This is a genomic window from Primorskyibacter sp. S187A (assembly GCF_049800955.1).
Lineage (GTDB): Bacteria > Pseudomonadota > Alphaproteobacteria > Rhodobacterales > Rhodobacteraceae > JAKVBH01.
Map to the genome: position 1 here is coordinate 859,624 of NZ_JBNAGA010000001.1, position 13,671 is coordinate 873,294.

At 59.9% G+C, this 13,671-nt stretch carries 11 protein-coding genes; 8 read left to right on the forward strand and 3 right to left on the reverse strand.

Features of this window, described 5'->3' with window-relative positions; all coding sequences use genetic code 11:
• Window positions 1–13 precede the first annotated feature (13 nt).
• On the forward strand, window positions 14–1,273 hold the full coding sequence (locus ACP15S_RS04385) for an ABC transporter substrate-binding protein (RefSeq protein ID WP_425038357.1): 1,260 nt from the start codon (window positions 14–16) through the stop codon (window positions 1,271–1,273).
• A 146-nt stretch (window positions 1,274–1,419) separates the two neighbouring features.
• On the opposite strand, the gene ACP15S_RS04390 is transcribed toward ACP15S_RS04385, so the two are convergent.
• The 3 genes from ACP15S_RS04390 to ACP15S_RS04400 are packed head-to-tail and all read right to left on the reverse strand — an operon-like array spanning window position 1,420 to window position 4,225.
• Window positions 1,420–1,992: a TadE/TadG family type IV pilus assembly protein gene (locus ACP15S_RS04390; protein ID WP_425038358.1), complete on the reverse strand. Its 573-nt coding sequence runs from the start codon at window positions 1,990–1,992 to the stop codon at window positions 1,420–1,422.
• Window positions 1,993–1,997: 5 nt separating this feature from the next.
• Window positions 1,998–2,537 (reverse strand): TadE/TadG family type IV pilus assembly protein, encoded by a 540-nt coding sequence (locus ACP15S_RS04395; RefSeq protein WP_425038359.1) that lies wholly within the window; start codon window positions 2,535–2,537, stop codon window positions 1,998–2,000.
• Window positions 2,538–2,545: 8 nt separating this feature from the next.
• Window positions 2,546–4,225: a pilus assembly protein TadG-related protein gene (locus ACP15S_RS04400; RefSeq protein WP_425038360.1), complete on the reverse strand. Its 1,680-nt coding sequence runs from the start codon at window positions 4,223–4,225 to the stop codon at window positions 2,546–2,548.
• A 340-nt stretch (window positions 4,226–4,565) separates the two neighbouring features.
• On the opposite strand from ACP15S_RS04400, the gene ACP15S_RS04405 reads away from it, so the two are divergent.
• The 7 genes from ACP15S_RS04405 to dnaG all read left to right on the forward strand — a co-directional run bounded on the left by ACP15S_RS04405 (window position 4,566) and on the right by dnaG (window position 13,595).
• Window positions 4,566–5,996: a Glu/Leu/Phe/Val family dehydrogenase gene (locus ACP15S_RS04405; protein WP_425038361.1), complete on the forward strand. Its 1,431-nt coding sequence runs from the start codon at window positions 4,566–4,568 to the stop codon at window positions 5,994–5,996.
• A gap of 174 nt (window positions 5,997–6,170) precedes the next feature.
• Window positions 6,171–7,439: a sarcosine oxidase subunit beta family protein gene (locus tag ACP15S_RS04410; RefSeq protein ID WP_425038362.1), complete on the forward strand. Its 1,269-nt coding sequence runs from the start codon at window positions 6,171–6,173 to the stop codon at window positions 7,437–7,439.
• A 60-nt stretch (window positions 7,440–7,499) separates the two neighbouring features.
• Window positions 7,500–7,757: a sarcosine oxidase subunit delta gene (locus tag ACP15S_RS04415; protein ID WP_425038363.1), complete on the forward strand. Its 258-nt coding sequence runs from the start codon at window positions 7,500–7,502 to the stop codon at window positions 7,755–7,757.
• Complete coding sequence (locus ACP15S_RS04420; protein WP_425038364.1) at window positions 7,754–10,687, forward strand: sarcosine oxidase subunit alpha family protein; 2,934 nt, start codon at window positions 7,754–7,756, stop codon at window positions 10,685–10,687. The genes ACP15S_RS04415 and ACP15S_RS04420 overlap by 4 nt, the downstream gene beginning before the upstream one ends.
• Window positions 10,680–11,231, forward strand: coding sequence for a sarcosine oxidase subunit gamma (locus tag ACP15S_RS04425; RefSeq protein WP_425038365.1), 552 nt, complete (start codon window positions 10,680–10,682; stop codon window positions 11,229–11,231). The genes ACP15S_RS04420 and ACP15S_RS04425 overlap by 8 nt, the downstream gene beginning before the upstream one ends.
• A gap of 52 nt (window positions 11,232–11,283) precedes the next feature.
• Complete coding sequence (locus tag ACP15S_RS04430; protein ID WP_425038366.1) at window positions 11,284–11,577, forward strand: hypothetical protein; 294 nt, start codon at window positions 11,284–11,286, stop codon at window positions 11,575–11,577.
• A gap of 56 nt (window positions 11,578–11,633) precedes the next feature.
• Window positions 11,634–13,595 (forward strand): DNA primase, encoded by a 1,962-nt coding sequence (dnaG, locus tag ACP15S_RS04435; protein ID WP_425038367.1) that lies wholly within the window; start codon window positions 11,634–11,636, stop codon window positions 13,593–13,595.
• Window positions 13,596–13,671 lie beyond the last annotated feature (76 nt).

The following is a 13,671-nucleotide window of genomic DNA, read 5'->3' on the forward strand; positions in this document are numbered from 1 at the left end:
AGGGAGACTACAGATGAACAAGATGACCAAAGTGTCCGGTGCGGCACTGGCGCTCGGCGTGAGCGCGCTGGCCACAGGGGCGCAGGCACAGGATTGCACAACCAAGATCGGTGCCGTCTTGCCCACATCCGTCGATTGGGGCCGCCCGATTGCCGAGACCGCACAATTCGCCGTGGATCAGGTCAATGCAGCCGGTGGCGCTGCGGGATGCCAGATCGAGATGGTGCTCCGCGATACGCAAGTCGATCCAAAAGTGGGCGTAGATGCCGCCAAGGCGCTGGTCGATCTTGAAGGGATCAGCGTGCTTTTGGGGGCCGTTTCCTCCGGCGTGTCCATGCCGATCCTGACCTCCGTCACAGTGCCCAGCGGCGTGATGCAGATGTCGTGTTGCTCGTCTTCGACAGCGTTCACCGGGCTTGCAGAAGAAGGCAAAACCAACGGCTTGTGGTTCCGCACCTTTGCGACAACGGGCGTTCAATCTGCTGTGGGCGCCAAGGTTGCCGCGGACAAAGGCTACAAATCTGTGGCCATTCTCTACAAGAATGATGATTGGGGCCAAGACATGGCGCGCCTGATCGCGGCGGACTTTGCCGCCGTCGGCGTTGAGGTCACGGCAAGCGTTGCGATCAATGATGCGCAACCCAGCTACCGCGCAGAAGTCACCGAGGCCTTGGGCACACAGCCTGAAGCGCTCTACCTCGCGCTCTATCCGGCGGAGGGCACCTCTGCTGTCCGCGAGTGGATTTCGCTGGGAGGGACACAGAACATGATCCTGGCCAACTCGCTGAAATCGGATGAATTCCGCGATAATGTGGGGCTGCAATACCTCGGGAATGCCCTGGGCACGGATACAGCCTCGCCTCGTTCCGAGAGTGCTGATGCGTTCCGTGCCGCCTATCAAGCGCGCTTCTCATCCGAGCCGAATGGTCCGGGCCTGGCCAACAGCTATGACGCAGCCATGCTCGCCATGCTGGCCATGGAAGCGGCAGGCAAAGGGGCCTCCGGTGCCGACGTGGCCGCAGCCATTCCGCGCGTGACTGATCCGAACGGCATGGCTGTCAGCGCGGACACGGCTGGTTTTGCCAAGGCAAAAGAGGTGCTTGCCGGCGGCGGGACGGTCATGTTCCAGGGCGCCACGGGCAATGTCCAGTTTGACGGCAATGGCGATGTCTCTGCCCCTGCGGTGATCTGGTCCTTCTCTGACGAGGGCACTGCGGAAGTGGAGTACCTCTCGCTCAATGATGTGGACGCGTTCATCGCGTCATTGCAGTAACCCACTGCACGCAAAGCAAAGTTCTGCGCAAACACAATGGGCCGCTTTTTAACGGAGCGGCCTTTTTCATGCGTCAGGCAGAGCCATGACAAAGGAAAACCCCCCGGCGCGGGACCGGGGGGGTTTTGTGCTTTTGATGCGGAGGCTCAGCTTCCGTTGGACCACACCAGTTTTGGAGCGAAGCGCGGCCGTGTGAACACGGTGCTTTCGAAGACATGGTCATCAAAGCCCAGATCAATCGGCCACTCGTAGTTGACAAACGTATCCACGATGATCAAACGCTCCGCGCCCACCATGTTGGGCAGTTCTTCGTGCATGTTTCGCGTATCCACGGTGCGCAGGCGCGTGGAGTGGTTCCCGCGCTCTTTGGACCAGTTCACGCGGTACTCATCATAGCGTTTGTTGTAGACAACCTGCGTCACACGAATGGAGACATCGCTTTCCGGCACATCGGACATCAGCGCCAGCAGTTTGCGGGCGTTGTCGATATAGGTGCCGTTGATGGCGGCGGTTTCGCGGGAGAGCATATCGCCCACAGTGTAGGCCGCCTTTTGCGACAGCGAGTCCCTGCGGAATGCGTCGTAGAATACGATGGTTGCGGCGATGAACATCAGCAGCAGCGGAAAGAAGAGCATGCCTTCGATATTGACGCTGCCGCGTGTGTCTCCGGCGAAGGCCGCGAAGCGGGCGCGCAGGAGTTTGAACGAAGTGTGTTTCATCTGTCTTACCTCGGTTCTTGCACGAAGGCAGAGATTGCGACGACGGCGTAATCCCCGGCTGCGTCCGTTTCGATCGCCCCCGCGAGCCATGTCATAGGCAAAATCGGCTGGATCTTCGCGCAAGCGCGCAGGATCATCATCTCGTTGTCCTGGCCTGGCGTGAAGCTGCGCAAGGGCGCGACTTCCTTGGAGCGATCCGTGCAATCCGCGACGGCAGAAATGCTCTGCCAGTTGCGCATGTCTTGCGGGATCATCTCCAGCCGCAGGTTGGCGGCACAATCGGGAATGATGGACGCTTTTTCACAGATGGCCGCCTTGATCTCGTTGTGCTGCGGCGGGATGCCAGTGTCGAGACGGATGTCCCGTGCCACCATATCCATGCCACGTTCCAGCAGAGTCGCGCGGGCCGTGTAGACGCCGACTTCCATGGCTGTTGCCAGCGTCAGAAGAAGGGCCGGTGTCCAGATCGCGAAGGAGACCGTGTTGGCGTTACCGGATTCATCAGAGCGAAACGCTTTGGCAAACCGGCAGAGTTTTGATGTCATGCGGTTGATCATTGTGTGAGCCTCAGCTGGTTGATGGTCCGGGCGATAGCAGCAAATGCATCCGTGATTTCAACACCTTCGACGTCGAAGTAATGCGAGTCGGAGGAGGCGCAATCGGCCATGGCGTCAAGTCCGCGCTGCGGCGCTTCAAATCCGATTGCGAACACGGTGATTCCTACGCCGCGGGCCGCGCTACAGATGTCCGACAGATTGTCGTCAGCGCTATCGGGACCCACTGTGCCGGTGTAGCCGTAGCCATATTGCCAGATCTGGCTCCACGGCATTTGGCCGTCGTTATTTGGCTTTTGAAAGAACTTCTCCCAAACTGGCCGTGTCCCGAAGCGCGCGAACAATTCCTGGTTGCTCATACGCCGGGCGTTGGAGCCGCCCTCAGGCCAATTCCGGTAACGGTCGTTCCAGCCGTCATGACGGAAGCGGGGCCAGTAATACTCATCATTGGCCGTGCCCGGATCGTCATCCACGAGAACCGAGAAGCGGTCGTCTGACGGATTGTTGTTGCCACGATCATCAATGAAGACAGGCGACATCTCGCCGTGCAACTCTGGGCGCAGGTCAAACTGTGTCGTGTTTTCCCCGTCGGTCATGAGCACGATGATCTTCATGGCTTCACGGTCGTCGTAGGCCGCAGGGCGGGCTTCGGCGAGCGGTGTTACATGTCCGTCGTCTATCATGTCGTCGATCAGATCTTCCGCAGAAGGATCGAGCAGCGCGACGCCCCACTTCATGCCAAGGTCAATCGCGGTGTTCCCACCTGCACCAAGGCTGTTGATGTGGTTCTTGAGTTCGGTCTCGTTATCCGAGTGCACCAGAATGGAGCCGTAGTTGCTCGTCGGGCACCACGAATTGGAAATCTCCGTTGAGTTCCAATCTGTGGACCACGGATCAAAGTGACCGATCCGCTGCAACTCGATGTTGCGCGAAATGCCCAGCTGCGTGAAGCTCGACGTCGGGAAGGTCGCGCAACGCGAATAATCATGATCGTTGCTGAGCGTGTAGTATTGCGCCAGCGTGGATCCGAGATTTACGGTCGCGTTGTAGGGGACAATCGAGACTGTCGTCAGCCCGCCGGCGTCGTTGCGAATAACGGTTTCGACAAACTCATTCGCCGCTTCGTGCAGGTTTTCAATCTTGGAGCGACCGTCAGAGGCGTCCCAGCCCATGGAGCCGGAGATGTCGAGAACAAGCGAAATCTCGACATTCCCAACGCGCTCTTCGGCGGTCCCGGCAGCGGGAGCCACGAGCTCGTTCACGCCCATGACCTTCATGAACAATGGGTCGCTGGTTGTGCTGGCCGTCGCCGAAACAGTCCGGTAGTTCAGGCCCTCATCAACGGTCACGGAGGACAGGGCTGTCCCAAGTCCGGATGTCGAGAAGTAATCCTGCACAACCGCATCTGGCTCCAGCTTCTGATCCAGGTCGGCAGCGGCCAGGATCGCGCGGTCCAGCGTGTGTTGCAGATTGGTGCGCTTCATCTCATTCATCATGAGATCCACACCAATACCACAGATCGATACAATGCCCACGAACATGAAGACGGACATAACCGTGAGGTTGCCATCCTCTTCACGCACAAAGCGCCGCATCCGGGACGTCAGGCCAGTGCTCGAGAGCAGACCGGTGCGCCGAGGGCAGCGTTCGGGAGCTTTTTCAAACTCATTATATTTCATTCTCGACCCCTCCAGGTGATCGGTTGATGCCCCATGACTCGCAATACGCGTCAATGCTTCTTGTCGCCTCCAATCTGGGCCAAAATGGGGCAGAAAAAGGCTAAATCCGAGGGATTTGTTTCTGAAAAACAATATGTTGGCGAGCATGCATTCGATTGTACGCTATGGCGCAACAATGGGGCGTTCTGATGGCGAAACGTCTCTTTCGCGGCGCATTCGCACAAGTTGAATAATGTGAATTCCCCTCGCCTTTTTTAACGAAGCCGTCATAGCCTTGCAGGTATTCCGGCAAGACCGCGGTGAGTCGCGGCGCAAGATCCGGTTTTGGAGGAGAGGGACAATGCAACGCCAGAACGAACCGACTTTCCGTGAGAGTGTGGATCTCATGTTCAACCGCGCGGTGGCGCTTATGGATCTGCCGCCCGGGCTGGAGGAGAAGATCCGGGTTTGTAACGCCACCTATACTGTCCGCTTTGGCGTGCGTTTGCGCGGTCAGATCCAGACGTTTGTGGGATATCGCTCTGTGCATTCAGAGCATATGGAGCCCGTCAAAGGCGGCATTCGCTTCGCGCCATCGGTCAACCAGGATGAAGTTGAGGCGCTTGCAGCGTTGATGACGTACAAGTGCGCCCTTGTCGAAGCGCCGTTTGGCGGCTCAAAAGGCGGGCTGTGCATCGATCCGCGCGATTATGACGTGCACGAGCTCGAACAGATCACCCGCCGTTTTGCCTACGAGCTGGCCAAGCGCGATCTGATCCACCCCAGCCAGAACGTGCCAGCGCCGGATATGGGAACGGGTGAGCGTGAGATGGCCTGGATCGCGGACCAATACGCGCGCATGAACACCACCGACATCAACGCACGCGCCTGTGTCACGGGCAAGCCGCTGAACGCGGGCGGCATCTCGGGCCGCGTCGAGGCAACGGGCCGTGGAGTGCAATATGCGCTGCGCGAATTCTTCCGCGATCCACGCGACATGGCAAAAGCCGGTATGAGCGGTTCGCTGGATGGCAAGCGCGTGATCGTGCAAGGCCTTGGCAACGTGGGCTATCACGCGGCCAAATTCCTGCAGAATGAAGATGGCAGCATCATCACTGGGATCATTGAGCGCGATGGCGCGCTTTACAATGAAAGCGGGTTGGATGTCGAAAAAGTCAAAAGCTGGATCGACAGCCATGGCGGTGTGACCGGTTATCCCGATGCGTCGCATCACGCGGAAGGCTCCAGCGTTCTGGAACAGGAGTGTGATATTCTCATTCCGGCCGCGCTCGAGGGTGTGATCCATATGGGCAATGCCGCAAACATCAAGGCACCGCTGATCATCGAGGCTGCGAATGGCCCAATTACTGCGGGTGCGGATGACATCCTGCGCCAGAAAGGGACTGTGATCATCCCCGATATGTACGCCAATGCAGGCGGTGTGACTGTGTCCTATTTCGAGTGGGTCAAGAACCTGAGCCACATTCGTTTCGGTCGTATGCAGCGTCGTCAGGAAGAGGCCCGCCACGAGTTGATTGTGAGCGAGCTGGAACGTCTGTCCGAGCATCTTGGAGATGCCTGGTCCATGACGCCGGACTTCAAGGCGAAGTACCTCAAGGGCGCTGATGAGCTGGAACTCGTGCGCTCCGGTCTCGATGACACGATGCGGATTGCCTATCAATCCATGCGCAATGTCTGGCACGAGCGTGAAGATGTTGAAGACCTGCGCACCGCGGCGTATCTGGTATCGATCGACAAGGTCGCCAGCAGTTACCGCGCGAAGGGCCTCTAGGCTCGCGATGTAGGGGCCTCGGGAAAACCCGGCGCTCCGCCACCCATTTAAAACAATCCGCGCGCCAGATGCTGCGCGCGGAAACTTTGAAAAACGACGACACGTGTCGCTTACAGCGATTGCGCGAGCTTGGTGATTTTGGTTCTCTTCGAAGCAACGAAGCCAGGAGTTCGCATGGGGTTAGCTGGGAAGGCGTTTTCGGGATGGCGCGTGTTGCGCGAAGGCCTGACGGGGAACAGGGGATGGGAGGCGCATTGGCGCGATCCACAGCCCAAAACCGACTATGACTTCATTATCATCGGCGGCGGGGGCCATGGCCTTGCAACCGCCTATTACCTTGCCGCAGAGCATGGCATCACCAATGTCGCTGTCTTGGAAAAAGGCTACATCGGCGGCGGAAATGTCGGACGCAACACGACCATCGTGCGCGCTAATTACGGCCTGGAGGGCAATTCTCAGTTCTACTCGCATTCCCTGAAACTCTGGGAAACCATGGAGCAGGAACTCAACTACAATGTCATGCATTCCCAGCGTGGCATCATAAACCTGTTCCATTCAGACGGCCAACGCGATGCCTATGCCCGGCGCGGCAACATGATGCTGAGCCAGGGAGATGATGCGCAATTGCTGGACCGCGAGGGTGTGCGGGCGCTTGTCCCATCGCTGAACTACACCAATACGCGGTTCCCGATTTACGGCGGGCTCTACCATCCGCGCGGCGGCACAGCCCGTCATGATGCTGTCGCATGGGGATTTGCCCGCGGCGCAGACCGGCGCGGCGTGGACCTTATACAGAATTGCGAAGTGACCGGCATTGATGTCTCCGAGGGCAAAGTGACCGGTGTCCAGACGACGCGCGGTGCCATCCGCGCGCGGAAGGTGGGTATCGTCGTGGCGGGTCGCTCAAGCCAGGTCGCGGCCATGGCGGGCATGCGCCTGCCCATTGAGAGCCATGTGTTGCAAGCCTTTGTCACAGAGGGCCTCAAGCCCTGTCTCGATCAGGTCGTGACCTTTGGCATGGGGCATTTCTACATTAGCCAATCTGACAAGGGCGGGCTTGTGTTTGGCGGCGATCTTGACCTCTATGCATCATATGCCGCGCGCGGCAACCTGCCGATGGCAGAACATGTGATCGAGGCCGGAATGGCGCTCATGCCGATGATTGGCAAGGCCCGCCTCTTGCGGTCCTGGGGTGGCATTATGGACATGTCGGCAGATGGATCCCCCGTCATCGACAAGACGCATATCGAGGGGCTCTATCTCAACTGCGGCTGGTGCTATGGCGGGTTCAAGGCCGTGCCTGGATCGGGCCATGTCTTCGCTCATCTGATGGCAACGGACCAACCCCATGAGGTGGCGCGGCATCACAGGCTTGAGCGTTTCCGCGACGGCGTTGGTTTGATGGATGAGGAGGCGACCGGTGCACAACACAATTTGCATTAAAGGCAGCTTTAGACATGCAACCCGGCTCTCAGTGCACGTCGTAGCGAAAGTGAATGACCTATGCGCATAACCTGTCCCATCTGTGGCGACCGCGATCTGCGCGAATTCTACTATCAGGGGGCGTTTCTCGCGCGCCCTGCCGAGGATGCAGCCTTTGATGCCTGGCATGATTATGTGCATCTGCGGGACAATCCGGCCGGCACAACGCGGGATCTTTGGGCCCATGAATCTGGCTGCGGATCATGGCTGGTTGTGACACGCGATACCGTCTCACACCACATTCATCAGGTCGAACTGGCGCGCGAGGCAACGCCATGAGAGTAGACGGCAAGGGCCGCATTAATCGGTCAAAGACTCTCTCGTTCAGCTTCGACGGCATCCGCTATGAAGGCTTTCAGGGCGATACATTGGCCTCGGCGCTCCTCGCCAACGACATTCGGCTGGTCGCGCGCTCGTTCAAATATCACAGGCCGCGCGGCATCCTGACGGCGGGCTCTGAGGAGCCAAATGCCTTGGTCACGATCGGCAGAGGCGACAGGCGTGATCCCAACATGCGGGCAACCACGCAGGAGCTTTTCGAGGGTCTTGAGGCACGCAGTCAGAATGCCTGGCCTTCCGTGGGCTTTGACGCCTTGGCCATCAATGATTTCGCCGCGCCATTTCTGAGCGCCGGGTTTTATTACAAGACGTTCATGTGGCCGCGTGCCTTCTGGGAAAAGCTTTATGAGCCCGTTATCCGGCGCGCGGCCGGTCTTGGCGCGCTGTCGGGTGAGCCGGATGGCGATGTCTATGAGCGCGGATTCCTCTTCTGCGATGTGCTGGTGATCGGGGCCGGGCCCGCGGGTCTGATGGCGGCCTACACGGCGGCGCAGGGTGGGGCAGATGTCATTCTCGCCACGGAGGATACGGGGCCGGGCGGTCGTTTGCTCAGCGAGGACGAAAGCGTCGGAGACCTCGCTGGGGCGGATTGGGCCGCGGAGATTTCGGCCAAACTCGAGGAGATGGACAACGTCCGCCTCATGACGCGCACAGCCATCACCGGGGCCTATGATCAGGGCACCTATGGCGCTTGGGAGCGTGTCGGCCATCACCTGCCTGCGCAGGCCAACCTGCCCAAAAGTGCGTTCTGGCGGATCGCGACGACGCGCGCGATCCTTGCGGCGGGCGCACTCGAACGTCCGATTGCTTTTGCGAATAATGACCGCCCGGGCATCATGATGGCGAGCGCTGTGCGCAGCTATTTGCACCGCTACGGCGTCTCGCCCGGCGCTCGGGTGGCGGTCTTCGGCAACAACGACTCCGCACATCGCACCGCCCGTGATTTGCGCGCGGCGGGTGTTCACGTCACCGCATTGATTGATGCCCGCCCCGAGGCGCCTGATCTCGAGGGCATCTCTGTGCTGCGCGGGGCCGTGGTCACCAACAGCAGCGGGCGCCGTGGCCTCGAAGACATTTCTGTGGCGTTCGACGATGGCCGCACCGACCGGATTACCGCCGATTGTCTTGCGGTGTCAGGGGGGTGGAACCCGTCTGTGCATCTGACCTGCCACTTGAGCGCGCGCCCTGTGTGGAATGAGGCATTGTCGGCCTTTGTGCCCGCGCCCGGGGCTGTGCCGGGTTTGGAGGCCTGTGGCGCGGCGGCGGGGGTCTTTTCGACGGCTGGCTGTCTGGAAGACGGGCGGCGCGCTGGCTTGGCCGCGCTCTCTGAGCTGGGGCGCAAGTCTGTCGATGTGGCGCTGCCGGAGGCAGAGGATGCGGCATACCGGATCAAACCGCTCTGGGCCGTGCCCGGAAAGTCGCGGGCCTGGCTCGATTTTCAAAACGATGTGACGGTCAAGGATGTGAAACAGGCGGGCGCGGAAAACTTCCGATCGGTCGAACACATGAAACGCTACACAACGCAGGGCATGGCAACGGATCAGGGCAAGAACTCCAACGTGGGCGCTCTGGCGGTCCTTGCCGATGCGACAGGCCGCAGCATTCCCGAGACTGGCACGACGACGTTCCGTCCCCCGTTCAGCCCCGTGCCTCTGGGTGCCATGGGCGCCAGCGGACCGGACAAGGGTTTTGCGCCGGAGCGCTTTACCACCTCCCATGCGGCGAGCCTCGCCCGGGGTGCGCCCGTGATGGAGGCTGGTCTCTGGTATCGTCCCAGCTATTTCCCGCAGGCGGGCGAGACGCGCTGGCAGCAATCCTGCGACAGGGAAGTTGGCTACGTGCGCCAGAGCGTTGGGATTTGTGATGTCTCAACGCTTGGAAAGATCGATATTCAGGGACCTGACGCGGCCAAGCTTCTCGATTTCGCCTATTGCAATACGTTTTCGACCCTCAAGGAGGGACGTGTGCGGTACGGGCTGATGCTGCGCGAAGATGGGCATGTCATGGATGATGGGACAACAGCCCGGTTGGGCCCGACCCATTATGTCATGACGACAACCACTGCCGCGGCAGGGCTTGTGATGCGGCACCTTGAGTTCATTGCGCAGGTCCTCAAGCCCGAATGGGATGTGCGATTTACCTCCGTGACAGAACAATGGGCGCAGTTTGCCGTGGCGGGACCTCAGGCGCGGGCGCTGCTTGAAAACGTGCTGGAGGTACCTTTGAGTGCGCAGGACTGGCCGTTCATGTCCTGCGGCCCTGTTCAGATTGGAGGCATCGCGGCGCGGCTGTTTCGCATCTCATTCTCCGGTGAGCAGGGCTACGAAATTGCAGTGCCGGCGCGGTATGGGGCCGCGCTCTTTGAGGCGCTTGTGGCGCGCGCCGAAGAGATGGGCGGCGGGGCCTATGGCATGGAAGCGCTCAACGTGCTGCGTATCGAGAAAGGCTTCATCACCCATTCCGAGATCGATGGGCGTATAACGGCGTTTGACATCGGTATGGGGCGGATGGTGTCGGCGAAGAAAGCCTGCGTCGGACAAGTGATGGCAGCGCGGCCGGGGTTGTTGGACGCAACGCGGCCACAGCTCGTTGGCCTCAAACCGGTCGGCGAAACGCTGCGGATCACGGCCGGCGCACGGCTGTATGAAAAAGGCGCGGAACCCAGGCGCGCCAATGATCAGGGCTATGTAACATCCAACGGCCACTCGCCGACGCTGGGCCACGAGATTGCACTCGGTTTCGTTAGCAATGGACCTGAACGTCATGGCGAGATCATGCAAATGGTAGACGGATTGAGAGGGATCGAAGGGCAGGTTGAGATTTGCCATCCCGTGTTCCTTGATCCTGAGGGAGGGCGTATGCGTGGTTGACTTGATCGCTCAATCGGCCTTCGAGGGCCTGTTGCCCAAAGAGATCGGAGATGTCCGATTGGTGGAGCTGGATGCGGGGCCCCTCACGCTGCTGCAGCCTTTTGCCGGAACGCGAGACGCGCTGGATCAACTTCTGAAGACACGCCTTGGTGTATCCTGCCCCGCACCGGGGCGAATGGTCGGCAAGGCAGGTGCGCGCATCATGTGGTTCGGCCGGGATGATTACATGATGATAGGCCTGCAAGCCCCTGAAGGTGTTGAGGAGTTTGCCTCCGTGACGGATCAGTCCGATGCCTGGGGGATCTGCGAAATCCGTGGCGCGGGCGCAGAAGCCGTGCTCTCCCGGCTGGTGCCGGTCGATCTGCGGGGAAAAAACTTCAAACGCGGTCATACCTGCCGAACCATGCTCGCTCACGTGAATGTCAGCATTTCTCTAACGGGCGAAGATGTGTTTCAAATCATGGGTTTCCGCTCCATGGCTCACACGATGGTTCATGATCTGGCGCAAGCCATGACCCATGTGGCCGCGCGCGCTGGAAACTGATCCACAGACGGGTTATTTCTGGACGGACATATAATCCGTCGGAGTTCGTTTCATGTTGCGTTTGCCCCTCGCCGTTGCGTTATGCGCTGCCGCCTTTGTGAGCCCTGTGGCCGCCAATCCCGATTGTGCCGTCTTTGGCGCGATTGCCGAAACAGCTGTGGCGGAGCGTCAGGCTGATGCCGAGATGATGGCGACGATGGTCAAGATCGCGGAAGGGTTTGAGGGCAACGACGAGAGGTTTCGCGCGGCTGTGCCTGCGATCGTCGAATTCGTTTGGGGGCTGCCCGGCGAGCAGCTGTCTGCGGATGTTGGCGCCGCCTGGCAAGCGCAATGCGAAGCGATGTGAGCAGGCCCGACCGAAGGCCCCTCGACTCGGACGCGTGAGCGTCAGATAATGCGCGCATGAGTCTGCCCCCTGGTTTTTTGGATGAATTGCGCACCCGCGTGAGCCTCGCCGACGTGGTGGGCCGCAAAGTCATGTGGGACAACCGCAAGAGCAATCAGGCCAAGGGCGATCTCTGGGCCCCGTGCCCGTTTCATCACGAAAAAACCGCCAGTTTTCACGTCGATGACCGGAAGGGGTTTTACTATTGCTTTGGCTGTCACCAGAAGGGTGACGCGATCTCGTTTGTGAAAGAGACCGAGAATGTAGGTTTCATGGAGGCGGTCGAGATATTGGCGGGCGAGGCGGGGCTGCCGATGCCTGCGCGTGATCCAAAAGCCAAGGAGAAGGCAGACCGGCGCACGCAGCTGAGCGACGTCATGGAACTCGCGGTGCAGCACTATCGCCTGCAATTGCGCACAGGCGCGGGCGCTGGCGCGCGGGAGTACCTGACCAGACGGGGTTTGTCAGAGCCCGTTCTGGAGCGTTTCGAGATCGGATTTGCGCCCGAAGGCTGGCAAGGCCTGTGGGATCATCTGAAGTCAAAATCAGTTCCGGACGATCTCATTCTTGGAGCGGGCCTCGCGAAACCCTCCAACAAAGGCAAGGCGCCTTATGACACGTTTCGCAACAGGATCATGTTTCCGATCCGCGATGCGCGAGGGCGTGCCATTGCCTTCGGCGGGCGTGCGATGGACCCGGCCGACAATGCGAAATACCTCAATTCCCCGGAGACAGAGCTCTTCGACAAGGGGCGCACGCTGTACCATCATGGACCGGCGCGCGAGGCGGCGGGCAAAGGCCAAAAGCTGATTGTCGCCGAAGGCTATATGGATGTGATCGCGTTGACCGAGGCGGGGTTTGAGGCCTCCGTTGCGCCTTTGGGCACGGCGGTGACGGAGCATCAATTGGCCCTGCTGTGGCGGATTACGGATGAGCCCGTTGTTGCGCTGGATGGGGACACTGCGGGGTTGCGCGCGGCCTACAGAGTGATCGATCTCGCGTTGCCCCTGTTGGAAGCGGGCAAGTCCTTGCGGTTTGCCTTGATGCCAGAGGGCATGGATCCGGATGATTTGATCCGGGCCAAGGGGCCTGAAGGCGTGCGCGAGGTGCTTGATGCGGCCATGCCCATGGTCGATCTGCTCTGGCGGCGTGAAACGGAAGGGGTTGTTCTTGATAGCCCGGAGCGAAAAGCGGCGCTGGACAAGGCGCTGCGCGACAAACTTCGGACGATCAAGGACGACAACGTGCGCCGGCATTACGGTGATGCCATCAAGGAATTGCGCTGGCAATTGTTCCGGCCAAACCGGGGCGGGGCCGGGCCTCGAACGGGCCGGTCTGCGTGGCATCAAGGTCCGCAAGCGCCACTGCCCGTGACGAAGAGTTCAGCGCTTGTGGCGTCTGGCGATGCGGCAGCGGAGCGCTTGCGGGTCCAGGTGATCCTGGCCGCTGCCCTCACCACTTCTGCGATTGCTCTCGAATTCGAAACCCAGCTGGAGAATTTGCCTTGCCCGGAACCGGATCTGGAGCGGTTGCGCGATACGATCCTGCGCCATGCCGAGGACGGTCAGGAAGCGCTTTGGGCTGCGGCAACCAATGCAGTGGGCGCGGACGTCCTTGAAAGACTGATGGGTCACCCCCATGTGGCGATAACGCCCTGTATCCGCAAGCCGGGCGATGTGGAACTCGCGCGCATGACACTCGCGGAAGAATTGGCCAAGTTGCACACGCGACAAGGCCGGTCGGCCGAAATCGCGGAAGCAGAGGAGGAGATGACAGGCGTTGTTGATGAAGCCGTGACCTGGCGGCTCAGCCAGGCGGCCGAAGCGCATAACAGAGCCCTGGCAGGTCAGCAAAAAGACACGGCCGAGTACGACACAGGCCCCAATGGCGCACGTATCAACCGCGACGAACGCGACGCATTTGCCGCGATGCTGAAAAACATTACCTATGCAAAACCGCCCAAGCGGTCTGGCAAATGACGAATTGTAAACGAATATCCATCCAAAAGGGTGTGCGAATCAACGGAATTTAGTATTGATTCGCATTAATCGAATC